Origin of the sequence: Achromobacter pestifer (assembly GCF_013267355.1) — a bacterium.
Classification (GTDB): Bacteria; Pseudomonadota; Gammaproteobacteria; order Burkholderiales; family Burkholderiaceae_B; genus Achromobacter; species Achromobacter pestifer_A.
Genome location: NZ_CP053985.1, coordinates 6,795,402 through 6,812,109 on the forward strand (window position 1 = coordinate 6,795,402; position 16,708 = coordinate 6,812,109).

At 63.1% G+C, this 16,708-nt stretch carries 17 protein-coding genes; 3 read left to right on the forward strand and 14 right to left on the reverse strand.

Annotation, left to right across the window (positions count from 1 at the left end; all coding sequences use genetic code 11):
- Positions 1–19 precede the first annotated feature (19 nt).
- The 14 genes from FOC84_RS31980 to flgB form a co-directional block, all read right to left on the reverse strand.
- On the reverse strand, positions 20–487 hold the full coding sequence (locus FOC84_RS31980) for a hypothetical protein (RefSeq protein ID WP_173149442.1): 468 nt from the start codon (positions 485–487) through the stop codon (positions 20–22).
- 29 nt (positions 488–516) lie between these two features.
- Positions 517–2,367 carry a methyl-accepting chemotaxis protein gene (locus tag FOC84_RS31985; RefSeq protein ID WP_173149444.1) on the reverse strand — a complete coding sequence of 617 codons (1,851 nt, stop codon included), beginning with the start codon at positions 2,365–2,367 and terminating at the stop codon, positions 517–519.
- Positions 2,368–2,466: 99 nt separating this feature from the next.
- The gene (locus tag FOC84_RS31990) at positions 2,467–4,359 is read right to left on the reverse strand and encodes a methyl-accepting chemotaxis protein (protein WP_173149446.1); all 1,893 of its coding nucleotides are present in this window, start codon (positions 4,357–4,359) and stop codon (positions 2,467–2,469) included.
- A 145-nt stretch (positions 4,360–4,504) separates the two neighbouring features.
- Positions 4,505–5,749, reverse strand: a complete 1,245-nt coding sequence (gene flgL / locus FOC84_RS31995; RefSeq protein WP_173149448.1) for a flagellar hook-associated protein FlgL — start codon at positions 5,747–5,749, stop codon at positions 4,505–4,507.
- Between the two features lie 47 nt (positions 5,750–5,796).
- On the reverse strand, positions 5,797–7,464 hold the full coding sequence (gene flgK / locus FOC84_RS32000) for a flagellar hook-associated protein FlgK (RefSeq protein ID WP_173149450.1): 1,668 nt from the start codon (positions 7,462–7,464) through the stop codon (positions 5,797–5,799).
- A 70-nt stretch (positions 7,465–7,534) separates the two neighbouring features.
- Positions 7,535–8,512, reverse strand: a complete 978-nt coding sequence (gene flgJ, locus FOC84_RS32005) for a flagellar assembly peptidoglycan hydrolase FlgJ (RefSeq protein WP_173149452.1) — start codon at positions 8,510–8,512, stop codon at positions 7,535–7,537.
- A gap of 5 nt (positions 8,513–8,517) precedes the next feature.
- Positions 8,518–9,654: a flagellar basal body P-ring protein FlgI gene (locus FOC84_RS32010; protein WP_254241843.1), complete on the reverse strand. Its 1,137-nt coding sequence runs from the start codon at positions 9,652–9,654 to the stop codon at positions 8,518–8,520.
- A 2-nt stretch (positions 9,655–9,656) separates the two neighbouring features.
- Positions 9,657–10,346, reverse strand: coding sequence for a flagellar basal body L-ring protein FlgH (locus tag FOC84_RS32015; RefSeq protein WP_173149454.1), 690 nt, complete (start codon positions 10,344–10,346; stop codon positions 9,657–9,659).
- Positions 10,346–11,131, reverse strand: a complete 786-nt coding sequence (gene flgG, locus FOC84_RS32020; RefSeq protein WP_173149456.1) for a flagellar basal-body rod protein FlgG — start codon at positions 11,129–11,131, stop codon at positions 10,346–10,348. Before flgG ends, FOC84_RS32015 begins: the two co-directional genes overlap by 1 nt.
- Positions 11,132–11,196: 65 nt before the next feature.
- The gene (locus FOC84_RS32025) at positions 11,197–11,961 is read right to left on the reverse strand and encodes a flagellar basal body rod protein FlgF (RefSeq protein WP_173149458.1); all 765 of its coding nucleotides are present in this window, start codon (positions 11,959–11,961) and stop codon (positions 11,197–11,199) included.
- A 37-nt stretch (positions 11,962–11,998) separates the two neighbouring features.
- Complete coding sequence (gene flgE / locus FOC84_RS32030; RefSeq protein WP_173149460.1) at positions 11,999–13,213, reverse strand: flagellar hook protein FlgE; 1,215 nt, start codon at positions 13,211–13,213, stop codon at positions 11,999–12,001.
- 74 nt (positions 13,214–13,287) lie between these two features.
- Entirely contained in the window at positions 13,288–13,986 is a 699-nt protein-coding gene (locus FOC84_RS32035; protein WP_173149462.1) for a flagellar hook capping FlgD N-terminal domain-containing protein, read from the reverse strand.
- A 20-nt stretch (positions 13,987–14,006) separates the two neighbouring features.
- Complete coding sequence (gene flgC, locus FOC84_RS32040) at positions 14,007–14,426, reverse strand: flagellar basal body rod protein FlgC (RefSeq protein WP_054456669.1); 420 nt, start codon at positions 14,424–14,426, stop codon at positions 14,007–14,009.
- Positions 14,427–14,448: 22 nt separating this feature from the next.
- Positions 14,449–14,856, reverse strand: coding sequence for a flagellar basal body rod protein FlgB (gene flgB / locus FOC84_RS32045; protein WP_173149464.1), 408 nt, complete (start codon positions 14,854–14,856; stop codon positions 14,449–14,451).
- A 177-nt stretch (positions 14,857–15,033) separates the two neighbouring features.
- Between flgB and flgA the strand changes: the two genes are divergently transcribed.
- From flgA to FOC84_RS32060, 3 genes are all read left to right on the forward strand, one after another.
- Positions 15,034–15,747 (forward strand): flagellar basal body P-ring formation chaperone FlgA, encoded by a 714-nt coding sequence (gene flgA / locus FOC84_RS32050; RefSeq protein ID WP_173149466.1) that lies wholly within the window; start codon positions 15,034–15,036, stop codon positions 15,745–15,747.
- A 129-nt stretch (positions 15,748–15,876) separates the two neighbouring features.
- Positions 15,877–16,170, forward strand: a complete 294-nt coding sequence (flgM, locus tag FOC84_RS32055) for a flagellar biosynthesis anti-sigma factor FlgM (RefSeq protein ID WP_173149468.1) — start codon at positions 15,877–15,879, stop codon at positions 16,168–16,170.
- 33 nt (positions 16,171–16,203) lie between these two features.
- Complete coding sequence (locus tag FOC84_RS32060) at positions 16,204–16,683, forward strand: flagella synthesis protein FlgN (RefSeq protein ID WP_173150562.1); 480 nt, start codon at positions 16,204–16,206, stop codon at positions 16,681–16,683.
- The last annotated feature ends 25 nt before the right edge of the window (positions 16,684–16,708 follow it).

Sequence of the window (16,708 nt, forward strand, 5' to 3'; positions counted from 1 at the left end):
CCCGCTGGACTACAGGGCGCTACTTGCCCTGAGGCTGCAATCCGGCCGGTTCACCCGGACCCGGTATGTAGATGGTCTGCACCTCGGGGGCCACGGCGGGCGGCGCCACATCCTGACGCAAGTCAGGCGCAGGCGCGGGTCCCAGCAGCTTCTGGCGTTCCCAAGGTTCCAGCAAGATATTGGTGCTGTCGACGAGGCGCAGCAGCCGGCCGTCCGGGCCGAACTGCAGCAGCGCTTCCTTGCGGCTGTACAAGCCGTCCGCGACGAAGGTGATTTTGAAGGCCCAGAGCGCGAGCAGCGTGCCGTCGGTCTGCTTGTAGAGCTTGTCGGGCGGGGCGGTGAGCATGCGCGAAGCCTCTTCCAGCGTCGTCCGCCCCGGCGTCAGCTGCGACAGCTTGCCCGGGTCGAAGTTATGCCCCGTCGCCGCGCAGCCGGCCAGAAGCGCCACAAACGCGGCCGCCGCCAGAAGATGTATATAGCCTCGCATATCCTACCCATTTACCGGCCAGGCCGGTGTCAGAAAGATTCCCAATCGTCATCCGCAGGCGCAGACCGGCGGCTTGCCGGCGTCACGGGCTTTGCCTGCGGCGCAGCCGCCGGGCGCGGCGCGGGCCGGCGCAGCGGCCGTGCCGCCGTCGCCCCTTCGGCCGCTGCCGGCTTGGCTCGCGTGGAATGCGTCAAGCGTACTGCCGGAGCTGCCTTGGCCTCGGCGGCGGGCTGCTCCACCTGCGCTGCGGGCGCCGTCGGAGCAGCCATACGCGGTGCGCGGCGCTGACCGGCCAACTGGTGCGCGGGAACTTCGATGACTTCGCCTGCGTTGATTTTGAACACCGCCACCGCTTCGGCCAGGCGCTCCGCCTGTTCCTGCAGAGAACCCGCTGCCGCGGCGGCCTCTTCCACCAGCGCCGCGTTCTGCTGCGTCACCTCGTCCATCTGCGACACCGCGCGGTTCACCTGGTCGATGCCGCTAGACTGTTCTTCCGACGCCGCCGAGATCTCGCCCATGATGTCCGTCACCCGCTTCACCGAGGCCACGATCTCCTGCATCGTCGCGCCAGCGCGCTCCACCTGCTGCGAGCCCGCGCCGACCTTGGTCACGGAATCCTCGATCAGGCCCTTGATTTCCTTGGCCGCCTGGGCGCTGCGCTGCGCCAGCGAACGCACTTCGCCCGCCACCACCGCGAAGCCCTTGCCCTGCTCGCCTGCACGCGCGGCTTCCACCGCCGCGTTCAAAGCCAGAATGTTGGTCTGGAACGCGATGCCATCGATCACCGACACAATTTCGGAAATCTTGCGCGAACTGGCCGAAATTTCCTGCATGGTGTTGACCACTTCCGACACCGCCGAGCCGCCGCGCTCGGCCACGTCGGACGCGCTGGCAGCCAATTGGTTGGCCTGGCGCGCGTTGTCCGCGTTCTGCTTCACGGTCGAGGCCAGCTGCTCCATCGAGGCGGCGGTTTCCTCCAGCGAGGCGGCCTGTTCCTCCGTACGGCTGGACAGGTCGGTGTTGCCCGCGGAAATCTCGCGCGAACCCACGTTGATTTCGTCCACGCCGCGGCGCACCGACGCCACGGTGCGGGTCAGGCTTTCCTGCATGCGCTTGACTGCGGCCATCAGCATGCCGATCTCATTGGTCGAGGTCGCATCCACGCGTACAGTCAAGTCGCCGCCGGCGATCTTGTCAAAGCTGTCGCTGACGGCGCGCAAGGGCCGCAGGACCACGCGGTTCATGAACAGGAAGGCGCCCAGCCATACCGCGATGATCAATACCGCCAGCACGACGTACACAATCGCCATCGTCGCCGCCTGCGAACGCGAGGACGACACCATCTCTTCGCTATAGGAAGTAATGTCCTTGGCGAATTCCGTCAGTTGCTTCGAAAACGCACCACTCGCTGCGCCGGCCTTGGTGTTCTTCAGATCCAGGTAAGCTGCCGAATCCCCCTTGTCCAGGGCCGACATCATGGCCTGCAACGCGTCTGCAAATCCGTTGAAGGACGTGATCAGATCGCCCTCGGCACTCTTGCCGATTGCCGTGGTCTTCGGGATGGCCTTGAAGGTCTCCATCTTCTTCTTGGCATCGCCGACCAGTTGCTGCACCGTGCGAGTGTTCTCGCTGGCGCCGCTGGCATCACCCGCTGCCCGCTGTGCGGCGGCAATGTCGGCACGTATCGTGGCACGCAGCATCTGCGTATATGCGTCCTTGATCAGATTGGCTTGCTGGACGCTCAAGGTATCCAGGGCGTTGATCGCCTCCGAGTTGGACCGCATGCTGTTCCAACCCAGGACGATGGCCACCAGCGCGGCCAGCGCCACGGCCAACTGGGCGAGCATCAGGCCCGTGCGCACCTTCAGATTGCTAAACATTTCCGTATATTCCGGTAGTCGTCCCGGCGGCATTCTTGCCGCCAGGCCGTAAATAGGGGGGTAGCTTTACTGCATGTGCTGCGCTGACGGATCTCTCCGTCAGAAAGACTCCCAATCGTCGTCCGCCGAAGGCGGAGGACGACGGCTGGCGGGTGGCGCCGCTGGTGCGGCATCCTTGGCACCCGCCGGGCGGCTGGCCGGCCGGCGTAGCGGACGAACAGTAGTAGCAGCTTCCGGCGCCGGCTTGGGCCGGGCGACCTGCGTCAGGCGCGGCGCGGGCGCCGTCTTCGGAGCAGGCTGCGCCGACTGCGGCGATTCTGCGTGGGCAGGTTCGGCGGACGGCTTGCTTGCCGCCGCTGTCTGCGGCCGTGCCGGCGGCGCCGGCATGCGTGGCGCGCTGCGTTGCGATGCCAATTGCTGCGCGGGGACTTCGATCACTTCACCCGCGTTGATCTTGAACACGGAGACTGCTTCGGCCAGGCGTTGCGCCTGCTCCTGCAGCGACCCCGCGGCGGCAGCCGCTTCTTCCACCAGCGCCGCGTTCTGCTGCGTCACCTCGTCCATCTGCGACACTGCGCGGTTCACCTGGTCGATGCCGCTGGACTGTTCTTCCGACGCCGCCGAGATTTCACCCATGATGTCCGTGACACGCTTCACCGAGGCCACGATCTCCTGCATCGTCGACCCTGCGCGCTCTACCTGCTGCGAGCCCGCGCTGACCTTGCTCACCGAATCCTCGATCAGGCCCTTGATTTCCTTGGCGGCCTGGGCGCTACGCTGCGCCAGCGAACGCACTTCGCCAGCCACCACGGCAAATCCCTTGCCCTGCTCGCCCGCACGCGCGGCTTCCACCGCCGCGTTCAGCGCCAGGATGTTGGTCTGGAACGCGATACCGTCGATCACCGACACAATCTCGGAGATCTTGCGCGAGCTGGCCGAAATGCCGTGCATGGTGCTAACCACTTCCGACACCGCCGAACCGCCGCGCTCGGCCACGTCCGAGGCGCTGGCCGCCAACTGATTGGCCTGGCGCGCGTTGTCCGCGTTCTGCTTCACGGTCGAAGCCAGCTCTTCCATTGACGCCGCGGTTTCTTCCAGCGAGGCCGCCTGCTGCTCGGTGCGACTGGACAGATCCGTATTGCCCGCCGAAATCTCGCGCGAACCCACGTTGATCTCGTCCACGCCGCGGCGCACCAGCGCCACGGTGCGGGTCAGGCTTTCCTGCATGCGCTTGATCGCGCCAAACAGCTGCCCAATTTCGTTCGTGCTGCGCACATCGATACGACCGGTGAAATCGCCGCCCGAGATCTTTTCAAAATGATCACCCGCCTCACGCAATGGGCGCAGCACGGTCCGGCTGATGAACAGCCAGCATCCCAATGCCAAGGCCAGGGTGATCGCCAGCATCACAATCGTGACCGTGCGCGAAACGCCGTGGGCCGCCTCGGCCTGCACCACCAGCTCGTCGGTGCTGGTGTCGATATGCGCCAGCACGCCTCCTACCGCTTCTCTCAAGGCCGTGTTCGCCGCGCTTCCCGCGTCGTTCAGATCCAGATAGTCCTGCACGGCCATGGTCGACAAGGCAGTCGCCTGACGTCTGACGACGTCGTTGAATTGCTTGTAGGCGCTTTCCAGCTTTTGATTCAGGGCCTCCGAGCCTTCCAGGCGCGGCGCCTTGCGGTATGCGTCCAGCGCCTGAGCGCCTTCCTGCATCAGGCCCTCCGCGCGCTTGGCCTGCGAGGTCGCCTGTTCGGTCTTTCCTTGCTGCAGATCCATCAGCGACGTCGCCAGCAGCAAGCGGCCGCGCAGGAACAGGATGTAGGCCCGATTCAGCTGCGAGGCCTGCGTCGAATAGGCGTCGTTGACCCGCTCCAGCTTCTCATTGCTCGAGTTCAGGCCCATCCACGCCACGCCATTGGAAATGAACATGGCGCCCGTGAAGAGCAGCAACACCAAAACGAGACAGGTGCGGACTTTCAAGTTGACAAGCATGGAATATCCGAGCGTTAAGCAATGTGAAACGACTATTTCCTACTCTGCACGCACACACGGACGCCCCGGCCCCTGGCCAGTAGCGTCCGTAACGGCGCAACCCCACGCACTCAATGGCGCGCTTTTTTTTGACCTACCCTATTACCTACTTGCGACTGAACAGACTCGATCCCTGGATGGTCATGAATGCCGCCGAAGCCGCTTGCAGCGCGACTTGGCGCAATGCGAGCTGGCTCGCGCCTTGGTAATAGTCCAGCTCTTCCAAATCCGAGAGAGATTGCGAGTACGACAGGCCTTTTTGCGTGCCGGTCGCGTTCAGGGCGTCCAATTCATTCTGGCGTGCGCCGACCGAGGCCTGCACCGTCAGGACGTTGTCGTAGGTGTTCGCGAGCTTCTTGTTGCCGGTCGCCAGGGCGTTGTTCAGTCTCGCCATCGCCACAGGATCACCATCGTTGGGCGCATCCAGTGCGGCGATGATGTTGTCCAAGGTGGCGAACACGTCCATATCCGCCGACTGAACGCTCTGGACGGTGATCGAATCTCCTGGTTTGGGAGCCCCATTGATAGCCACCGAAACACCGCCGAAGTCGATCACTGCACCATCGGCATAGAGCGTCGCGGCTTGCGGAGGCTGCGGAACGACAGTGGAGCTTCCGTCGGGATTCGTCGTCGTGATGCGGTAGCCCATAGCGCCCGTCGTCGCATCGGCCTCATACTTCACCTCGAAGGTCTTCCCGCTGGCGCCACTCCCGGGCGTTACCGAAACCGCGCCAAACTGCGCCGAACCCGTGTTCGTTTGTGGTGCTGAAGCGACGTAGGCCTGCGAGCCCGGATTGGCGCGTCCGAAGATGTCCTTGCCGAGATCGCTGGTGGACATCTGGCGGCTTTGATCCACCTGAATGGTGCGTTCGCCTACCGAATTGCTGTACGTAATCTGGCCCGCGGCGTTCTTGGAGTAAGGCATCACGCTGCCATCGTTGCCGGAGAACAAATACTGACCATTGCCGTCGGTCGTATTGGCCAGGCCCAACAAGGCATCACGAGTGCTCTTGAGCTCCGTGGACAGGGTGCGGCGGTCACTATCCGAAAGGGTACTTCCTGCCTGGATGATGCGCGTGCGCGCTCCCTGCAATGCGTGCGTCACCGCCGTCAACGTATTGGTTTCCTGACCCAGATTCGTGTTGGCGGTCTGGCGATTCGCCCTATACGTGTCGTTCATGCTCTGCGTCTGCGCCACATCGATAGCGCGCGCGGCCGCCAAGGGGTCGTCCGCAGGCGACAAGAACTTGCGTCCGCTGCCCACCTGCTCGACCAGACGATTCATGTCCGATTCCTGAGCGAGGATGCCTTTCAGCCCGTTCGAATACATCATTGAAGTGCTCAGGCGCATGGTGAAGCTCCGAATTTATCTGTATTGGTCACGATTCAACGATCCGATCAGCCGCGCAGACCCAGCAGCGTGTCGAACATGGTGCTGGCCACGTCAATAATGCGGGCGCTCGCTTGATACTGCTCTTGGTACTGCGACAGGTTGACGTACTCTTCATTCAGATTGACGCCCGACACACCCTGCTGCGCCGCGACCTTCTGTGTGATCAGATTCGCCTGCGCGATCGCCGCGGACTTGACCTGCGCGGTCTGGACGCCAACGGTATTCACGACCTGGGCGAACATGTCGTTCACGCTCATCGTGCCATTGGCCAGCATCTTGCCGTTTTGCAGTTGCGCCAATTTCAGTGCGTTCTTGCCGTTGGCGTCACCTTTGTCGCCATCGGCCGCCGCCACCTTGTACGGATCGCTGATCAACACGCTGATATCGCGCGCAGCGTCGCGCGTGGGGGCCAGCGACCATTTGTCACCCGCCTGCGGCGGCGCGCTGATGGTCAGGGAGACGCCCATCTCGTTTTCAAGATTCAGCGTAGCCGGAGTACCCGTGGCCGGGCCGTTGAAAACCTCCGAACCTTCGGGCATGCGCAGCACCCGGTAATTCGTTCCATCGAACGAAATCTCGTAGTCTTTGGCATTGATATTGTTCAGATTCGTGAATTGGCCCGAGATCTGCGCATTGCTCTTGTTCTGCCCATTGGGTATGCCTTGCGGCGAGCCAATGCCGAAGAAGTCCGTCCCGGGATTGCCGTTCTGGTCAAAACCCTGCTTATGCTGCGCGTTAAAGGACAGCGCCAGACCGACGGCCATTTGGCCCAGTTGGCTTTGCATCATGTCCAGCGACGCGGTTCGGAACTGCAGCAGGCCTCCCAGCGTACCGCCGGTCACTTCCGTGTCACTCAATTCCACGGCCACCGTTTTGCCGGCCCCCGCCGGCAGCGTATAGGCGATGACGGTACGCCCCACGTCCTTGGCGGAACTTACCGCTTGCAGCGGATAGACGGTGTTGCCAGACAGAAGGGCCTGACCGCCATTGGCCAGCGCAACGTTGAGCTGGTCGCCCTGCTCATAGGTGGTGACACCCACCAATTGGTTCAGCTCCATGACGGCCTGATCGCGCTGATCCAGGAGGTCATTGGGGGGACCGTCACCCGCCCTGCCCGTGGCCAACGAAATCTGCTGATTCAGGTCGTTGATGCGGGACAAATAGCTGTTGACCTGCTCCACCGTGGTCGTGATCTGCGTATTCAGCCCCATGCGCTGATTTTGCATTTCGGTGTAGGCCGAGCGGATCTGGGTGGCCAGGCTGTTGGCCTTGCCCAGCAGATCCTGGCGAGCGGCAGGGTCGGCAGGTTTGCTGGCCACCGCATTCATGCTGGTGAAGAAGTTGTTCAGACCCGGCGCGATACCCACGGTGCGATCCGCGAACAGGTTGTTGATCGCCGAAACCTGGTTGTATTGCGTCTGGAGTTGGGCGCCACTGCCTTGGGCGCCGACCAGTTGCTTGTACAGGAAGCTGTCGTAGCTGCGCACGACCGTGTCGACCTGAACGCCACGGCCAACATAGCCGTTGCTGGTGGCCTGCGCGCCTGCGGTCGAGACCATGACGCGCTGACGGTTGTAACCGACCGTGGTGGCATTGTTGATATTGTGGCTGGTGGTGGCCAGCCCTGCCTGGGCGGCGTTCAGCCCGCCCAGCGCCAATTTATACATATTCATGCTGACAATGCCCCGTATTTAACCGCTGATATACCTGGATACCCCATTAACGGCAGCGGATGATCCGAATTTAGAGTCCTTCCAACATCTGGCGAGAAATTTCCACCTTGGATGCCGCGCCCCGCAGCTGACCCATGACGCCGATCAGCTTTTGCGCATACTGCGGGTCCGTCGCATAGCCTGCGTCCTGGATTCTGCGAGCCGCCTCAATCTCGTTGCGTGCCTGCGTGACGCCCTCGTAGCGCGGGCTGTTGCCGATCAGCCGCGCATAGTCCGCGAACGATTCCTCGTAGGACGCGTAGGCGCGGAAGGGTTGCGTCACCTTTTTCGCCACACCATCTTCGTATTCGGTAGTCAGTACGTTGACGACCTGGCCCTTCCAGCTGGATCCCGCCTTGATGCCGAACAGGTTGTAGCTGGTGCTGCCGTCCTGATGCTTGATCTCGCGTTTGCCCCAGCCAGACTCCAGCGCCGCCTGCCCCATGATCAGACGCGCGGGCACGCCGCTTTGCTGCGAAGCCAGATTGGCCGCTCGCGACATCTTGGACACGAAAGAGACCACATGCTCGGGAGCGCCCTCGGCCGCGGCCAAGGCCCGATTCTGCGCGCTGTTGTTGCGCATCACGTTCAACAGGGCCGAGACTTCGCGCGGACCCGACGAACGGAAATCGAGATCAGAACCCTCTCCCAGGCGCTTGACGGCATCCGCGCCCAGCTCGCCGGGCTTGCCCTGCTGCATTTGGGCAAGAATGGCGCCGGACAGGCCAATGCCGGGCGAGGCTAGATGCAAAGCCAGTTGCTCGTCCGCCATGGACTGCAGCATCTGCGTCTGTTGCGAGTCGAACAGCCCTTCCTTGGGCGTGGCCTCGCGCATGCGCTTGACCATCATCTGCAGGAACAGGGCCTCGAACTGCTTGGCGACCTGCTTCTGCTGATCGGTCCCTTCAGGATCCTTCTTGACGTCCCGCTTCAAGTCCGACAAGCGGCCCATGTCAAAGACTGAATCCTGCCGACTGGCGCCACGCGCCGCATCATTGGTGTAAGCCATGGCCGTCAGATGATTTCCAGTTCGGCGCGCAGGGCGCCCGCGGTCTTCATGGCCTGCAGAATCGCCAACAGATCCTGCGGCGTCGCGCCCAGGGCGTTCAGACCCTTGACCACGTCCGCCAGATTGGCGCTGGTGCTCACGCGTTGCAGGGAACCGTTCTCCTGACGCACCTCGATCTGGGTGTTGGGCACCACCACCGTCTGCCCTTCCGTGAAGGGCGTGTCGGGCTGCGACACCTGGTTCTGGCGATTGATGATGACCGACAGGTTGCCATGGGCCACCGCCGCCTCTTCGATCATGACGGTGCGGTTCATGACGACCGAACCCGTGCGGGCATTGATGATGACCTTGGCCACCGTGGGCGCGCGCGTCACCTGCAAGTCTTCGAGCTGCGACAGGAAGCGCGCCTGCGAGGCCTGATCCATGGGCGTGCGCACCTGCACCACGCGGCCGTCCAGGGCGGTGGCGGTGCCTTGGCCGAACTTGCGATTCAGCGCCATGGCTACATTCTGCGCCGTGCTGAAATCGGTGCTGTTCAGTTCCACATAGATGTAGCCATCGCGCGAGAACGTGGTGGGCACGCCGCGCTCGACGATGGCGCCCGCGCTGATGCGGCCGCCGTTCAGTTGGTTGATCTGCACGCTGGAACCACCGGCGGAGGCGCCAGCGCCGCCCACCAGAATGTTGCCCTGGGCGATGGCATAGACCTGGCTGTCTGCCCCTTTGAGCGGGGTCATCAGCAATGTGCCGCCGCGCAGGCTCTTGGCATTACCCATGGACGAAACCACCACGTCCAGCGTCTGGCCTGGGCGGGCGAATGCGGGCAGCGTGGTCGTGACCATGACGGCCGCCACGTTCTTGAGCTGCATATTGCTGCCGGCGGGTACCGTAATCCCAAGCTGGGACAGCATATTGGTCAGGCTTTGTTGCGTGAATGGCGTCTGCCGCACCTGGTCGCCGCTGCCGTCCAGGCCCACGACCAGGCCATAGCCGATCAGCTGGTTGCCGCGCACGCCCTGGATCGAGGCCAGGTCCTTGAGCCGCTCGGCTTGAGCCGCGCCTGCGCCGGCCAGCAGCCCGACCGAAACGCAGACGCGCGCCAACAAGGACAGCAAGGCGGATATCGGATTCGGTTGTTTCATGTTCAGAACGGCGAGGCCATCAGGAAGAAGCGTTGCAGCCAGCCCATGGTCTGGACTTCGTCCATGACGCCCTTGCTGCGGTATTCGATGCGGGCGTCGGCCACCTGCGTGGACGAGACGGTGTTCGTGCCGGTGATGGAGCGCGGATCCACGATGCCGGAGAAACGCACGTATTCGCTGCCCCGATTGATGGCGATCTGCTTTTCGCCCGCAACCTGCAGGTTGCCGTTGGACATCACCCCCACCACCGTGGTGGTGATGGTGCCGGTAAAGGCATTGTTTGCGGTGCTATCACCCTTGCCCTGCGCCACGTTGCCACCCTTGGCGTCGGTGTTCAGGTTGGCGTTGGCCCAGCTATCCATGAAGGACGGTGCGGCGGCAATGCCCAGGTTGGCGCTGCCGCTGCGATTGGTGTTGGTCGCGACGTTCTTGGAGGCGTTCGTCTTCTCGTTGAGGACGATGGTGACGATGTCCCCCACGTTGCGCGGCCGGCGGTCCTCGAAGAGCGGATAGTTGCCGTAGGTCGTAGGCTGGTAGATGGAGCCCGTGGGCTGCGCCATGGGTGTGGGCGGAGGCGGCGGCGCCGCCGTCGTCGGCCCGGTGACAATGGGCTCGGGCGGAATCATGGCGCAACCGGCCACCAGCATGGCCAGTGCCGCACTCGATACCAGACGCAGGACAGACATGGACATCACAGTTGGGTCAGGCGGGCCAGCATTTCGTCCGAGGTCTTGACGGCCTTGCTGTTCATTTCGTAGGCGCGCTGGGTGGTGATCATGTTGACCAGTTCTTCAGCGACGTTGACGTTGGAAGTTTCGACGTACTTCTGCATGATCGAACCGGCGCCGTCCACGCCCGGCTGCAACAGGTTGGCAGGCCCCGAAGCGTCGGTTTCCAGGTACAGGTTTTCGCCGATGCTCTGCAGGCCGGTGGGGTTGATGAACGTCGCGATCTGCAGCTGGCCGATCTGCACGTTGATGCCGGCGGCGCCGGGCTGCGTCACCGAAACAATGCCGTCGTTGCCGATGGAGATCGACAGCGCGTTGTCGGGAATGTTCATGGGCGGCTGGATCACGTAGCCGCTGACGGTCGTCAGCTGGCCGTTCTGGTCGCGTTGCAGCGCGCCATCGCGGGTGTACGCCTGGGTGCCGTCAGGCAGCTCGATCTGCAGGAAACCGCGGCCGTTGATGGCGATGTCCATTTCGCCGCCGGTATTGTTCAGGTTACCGGTAGTGTGAATGCGCTCGGTTGCGGCCACGCGCGCGCCGGTGCCCAGCTGCAGACCCGACGGCAGCTGCGTGGCGTCGCCGACCTGGGCGCCGGGTTGACGCAGCGTTTGATACATCAGGTCCTGAAACACGGCGCGGCCGCGCTTGAAACCGTTGGTGGAGACGTTGGCCAAGTTGTTCGAAATCACGTCCATGGAGGTCTGTTGACCTTCCAGGCCCGTCTTGGCGATCCACAGCGAACGCATCATGATGAAGTACTCCTGGTGCCGCGGCCCGGCCGCGCGCAAAAAATGTTTCTAGTTCAATTGCCGTATCAGGCGCTTACCGACAGGATGCCGTTGGCGCGCTCGGCGTTGCGGTCCGAGTGCTGGATCACCTGCATTTGCTGCTCGAACCGGCGGGCGTTGGCGATCATGCCCACCATCGCCGCCATGGGGTTGGTGTTGCTGCCTTCCAGCACGCCCGACAACAGCCGCAGACTGGGATCGGCCGGCACCGCAGGCGCAGGCTGGCCATTGACGGGCGCCATGCGGAACACGCCGTCATCGCCATGTACCAGTTGCTCGTTTTGCGGGTTGGCCAGCTTGATCCGGCCCAGGTTCAGGATGTTGTTCGGCGCATCGCCGGCGCCGATGGCCGTAATGGTGCCGTCCGAGGTGATCGTCAGCGCGGCCTGGTCGGGTATGTCGATGGGCCCGCCTTGATCAGACAACACGGGCTGGCCCAGCGAGGTCTGCAACAGGCCATTGATGCCGACCTGCAGGCTGCCGGCGCGGGTGTAGGCCTCGCCTTGCGGGGTCTGCACGGCGATCCAGCCGCGCTCGCTGGACAGCGCCACGTCCAGGTCCCGGCCCGTGGTCTGCATATTGCCCATCTGGAAACTGTTGCGCGGCGTGGACGCCACCGTCGAAACACGCGTGGGCAGACTCGTCCCGTCCGTGACCGGCACCGAGCGGTACAACGCGATCTGCTCGCGGAAACCCGCCGTGTTCACGTTGGCCATGTTGTTGGAAAGCGCGGCCTGATGCTCGGTGATGCGCGCCGCGCCATTCATGGCGGTGTAGATGATACGGTCCATTGCCTATTCCGTCGGTGTCGTCGCGTGCCTGCCGGGCTTACTTCAGGTTCATCAGGACTTGCATGATTTCGTCCTGGGTCTTGATGGTCTGCGAGTTGGCTTGGTAGGTGCGCTGGGCGATGATCATGTTGACCAGCTCCTTGCTCATGTCGACGTTGGACGCTTCCGTGGCCTGGCCCACGATCTTGGAGAGGCCATTGGTGCCGGGCTGGCCCAGAACGGGCTGGCCGGAGGCGGAGGTTTCCGTCCAGGCGTTGTTGCCCACGGGTTGCAAGCCTTGCAAGTTCGCGAAATCCGCCAGCACGATCGTGCCAACCACCTGCGTCTTACCGTTGGTGTATTTGGCCACCAAGCTACCGTCGCCGCCAATGTTGACGCCGGTGAGCTCCCCGGAGGCATAGCCGTCCACCGAGGGCTCCAACCCGTAGCTGGTGCCATATTGGGTCATGCCGGTGTAGTTGAAGGCTATGTTGAGCGGCTGCGCCGGCGTAGCCGTTCCGCCAGGGGTGGCAAACGTGAAGTTCGTGATCGGAGCGCTGGTCATCACGCCGGAGGTATTGAACGTCAGCTGCTTCGATGCCGGCGCCATGGCCTGACCGTCCAACGTGTAGTAAACGTCATAGACGCTTTCGCCAGCAGCGTTTGCGGAACGCTTTGCGACGTACTGCATGACCTGATGCGAATTGCCCAGCGAATCGTACACGGTCATGGGCGACGCGTTGGTGAAGGTATTGGCCAGCTTGGGGTCAAAGGGATTGGTGGCCGGATCAATGACCTTGGCGTTCCCATCCAGGTTGGCCTTCTTGAAGGAAATCCCGGACGTCGCCTGAGGCGCCACGTTGCCCACGGGCAGACGCAGCTCCTCGGGATTTGCTCCCACCACACCTGCCGGGTAGCCCGTCAGGCGGTAGCCCTGCGCGTTCACGAAGTAGTTGTCCTTGTCGACCAGGAATTCGCCGTTGCGGGTGTACATCACCGCACCGCTATTGTCCGTGACCCGGAACATGCCATTGGCGCCGTCGATCGCGATGTCGTATTCGCCACCGCCACCGGTGACCACCCCCACCGTGAAACGCTGGGTGATGGCCGACACCTTTACGCCCAGGCCGATGCGCGAACTGGCGTAGACGTCCGCAAACGATGCGGTCGACGACTTGAAGCCGACGGTGCCGGAGTTGGCGATGTTGTTGCCGATGACGTCCAGGTTCTGCGCCGCGGCGTTCAAGCCGCTCAATCCTTGTCCGAAACCCATGTTTTCTCTCGCTAATCTATAACTATCAGGGAAAGCCGCCGCCCTTGCGCCGGCACCGATTCAGTGCGCCCGCTTCAGGCGCCGATCACCTTGCGCACGTCCAGCATGCTGGTCTGGCCGTCCAGCCCCAGATCCAACCGCAGGCCATTGGTGGAGTAAGCCACGCTCTTGACTTGGCCGTAGCTCAGCGTTTCCGCATTCACCTTCTTGCCGTCGGCGTCCGTGGCTAGGACGGACACGTTATACGCGCCCGGTTCCAATGCCACGCCGCCGTCGTTCTTGCCGTCCCAGTTCAGCGTATACACGCCAGTCTTCTGGTCCACCATTTCGATCGTGCGCACGACCGCGCCGTTGGCGTCGGAAATGCGGATCTGCACTTTCTGGGCGTCGCCCTGCAGGTCCAGCCCGTAAGGCGTGACGACACGGGCCTCGGGATTCGCGGCATCCACGCCGGACTTGATCTTGGAACCCGGGATCAACACGCCCTTCCCGATCATGGCCACGGCGTTCATCGACTGAGACACGTCGATCTGCCCGCTGATGGCGAGCATGGTGTTCTTCAGGTTGGTGATGCCTTCCACGGTGGAAATCTGCGCCAGCTGGGAGGTCAGCTCGGCGTTCTGCATCGGGTTCAGGGGATCCTGGTTCTGCAGCTGGGTCACCAGCAGCTTGAGGAACTGATCCTGCAGGCCTTGGGCCGTGCTGATGCCGTTGGCACCCGTTTGCGCCAGGCCCAGGCCAGTCTTGCTCGTCGATTGGTCGATAGTGGTCATGGATTCAATGGTTCGAGAAATTAGGACTGACCGATGGTCAGCGTCTTCTGCATCAGGGCCTTGGCGGTATTGAGCACTTCCACGTTCGCCTGATAAGAGCGCGAGGCCGCGATCATGTTCACGGTTTCGGCCACCGGGTCGACGTTGGGCATGCTGACGTAGCCCTGCGCGTCAGCCATGGGGTGCTGCGGGTCATACACCTGTTTCAAGGGGGACTGGTCTTCGACCACGCCAGCCACGCGCACGCCGCCGATTTCCTGGCCCAGCGCCTGGCCGGCCGGGGGATTCACCTGGAACACGACCTGGCGGGCGCGGTACGGTTTGCCGTCGGGGCCGACTACGCTGTCGGCGTTAGCCATGTTGCTGGCCGCCACGTTCATGCGCTGCGATTGCGCGCTGAGCGCCGAACCGGCGATATCGAAAATGCTCAACAAGGACATTGCCTGCCGCTCCCTTTAAAAATCAATCCTGAATTGCGGCCATCATGGTCCGGATGCGGCCAGACAGCATCTGCATCGTGCTTTGGTAGTGCAGGGTGTTATCCGCGAACTGCACGCGCTCGATGTCCATGTCCACCGTGTTGCCGTCCATGCTGGGCTGGTACGGCAGGCGGTACAGCAGTTCCGTCGGACCCTGCGATACGGCCTTGGCCGGGATATGGCGGGCGGACGTCAGCGCAAGCGAGGTATCGGGCAGGCGCTTGGTGCCTTCCATGGCGCTGGCCATGGCCGTCTTGAAGTCGAAATCCCGCGCCTTGTAGTTGGGCGTATCGGCGTTGGCGATGTTCGACGACAGCACTTCCTGGCGTTGCGCGCGCAGTCCCAGGGCCTGCTGGTAAAACCGGAAATCTTCATTGAGCCTGTCTAGCATCGGGGCGCCTTGGTGCGTTGCAATTCGGATAAAGCCAGGGACTCCGGACAGACCGTTATCCCATTGGATGACGGCATCATAGGGGCCGGGGCTTGAACACAATCAGCCAAATAACCCGTCATTTCTCATCCAATTCACGTATTGCCGAATGCCGCGGACTTCTACAATTCATCCACCATGAAAATATCCGCAACCCGACTCTGCGCGCGCGCATGCTGCCTGGCAGCCCTGCTGCTGCCCTTGGCTACCGCGCAGGGGCAGGCAGCGGCTACCCAGGCACCCGAGGCGATCGCCCTGGTGGCACAGACCTATTTGCTGGATCAGTTGGCCGGCCTGCCTGGGCAACCCTTGGTCGCGATCGATCCGCCGCGTGCAGAACACCTGGCGGCCTGCGATGTAATGTCCCCATTTATGCCTGCAAGCATGAAATTGCGCTCGCGCATGACGGTTGGGATACGTTGCAACGCGCCTAAGCCCTGGACGGCTTATGTCCAGGCGACGGTAAGCGTGCCGGGCCACTATTACGTCGCCGCGCGGATGATCGCCGCGGGTCAAGCCCTGACGCCGGACGACCTCGCCCCGAGGGACGGCGACCTGGTCGCCCTGCCCCCAGGCGCCATTACCGATCCGCAAACCGTGGTGGGCATGACAGCCGTGCACCGAATCAATGCCGGCCAAGCGGTGCGGGGGTCAGCGTTGCGCAATGCACAATCGGTGGTGCGCGGCGCCAATGTCCGCATCAACGCGCGCGGCAACGGCTTTGTCGTCAGCAGCGAAGGCCAGGCGCTCGACAACGCGGCGCCGGGTGCCACCGTGCAGGTGCGTACCGCGGGCGGCCAAGTGGTCAGCGGCGTGGTGCGCAACGCCGGTCTGGTGGAAATACAACTGTAGTTGCTGTTACATGTTGCATTGCACCAACACGCATCCCGCCCCTAAAGTTCCTTCCGGCCTTGCCGTTACTGAGGCATAAGTAGGCGAATCCGTCGCACAACCGACCCAGGACGCCCTGCGGAGAAAATCTTGAAGATCAATTCCACCACCAACCGCCCCCTATCGGCTGACGCCGTCGCGCCTCGCGCCGACTCGGCGGTTGCCCAGGCTTATGGCGCCAGCAGCGCCGGCGGCTCCAGCAGCTCGCAGGTGGCGCTGAGCTCGGCATCGCGCAAGCTGCTCGCGCTGCAGGACGGCTCCAATGACATCAACGTCGAACGCGTCGCGGCCATCCGCGCAGCCATCGCATCGGGTCAACTGAAGATCGATACCGGCCGTATCGCGGACAGCCTGATCGCCAGCGCCCGCGACCTGTTGAAGTAAACCCGCAACCTTCCCGAGCCGAACAGCATGACCATGAGCACCGTCGAATCCCTGCAGTCCTGCATGCGCCAGGAAGATGCCCTGATCACAGAGTTCTCCGCGATCCTGGAAGAAGAGACCGAAGTGTTGGTGGGCTTGGGAAGCGTCGGCACGCTGCAGGAAATCACCGAGCGCAAGGGCGACGTCGCCCGCAGGCTCGTGGACCTGAGCCAGGTCCGGGATTCCCTGCTTGCGGAAATCGGCTTGCCCGCCGGGCACGTCGGCACCGAGCAGGCGGCCGTACTGCACCCGCAGCTGTCGGGCGTCTGGCAGGCCCTGCTTAGTAAATCGGCATCCGCCAACGAAATCAACATGCGCAACGGCGCGCTCATCGACGTGCATCTGCGCTATACGCAGCAGTCGTTGGAAGCCCTGCGCAGCATGGGCGCCGCTGGCGGCGCCCATGCCACTTACGACGCCCGCGGGCGTGGTGCGCGCAGCGCTCCGGGACGCAAGCCCATTGTGGCCGGTTGAAGCACGCTACGGTTCAACCACCCTG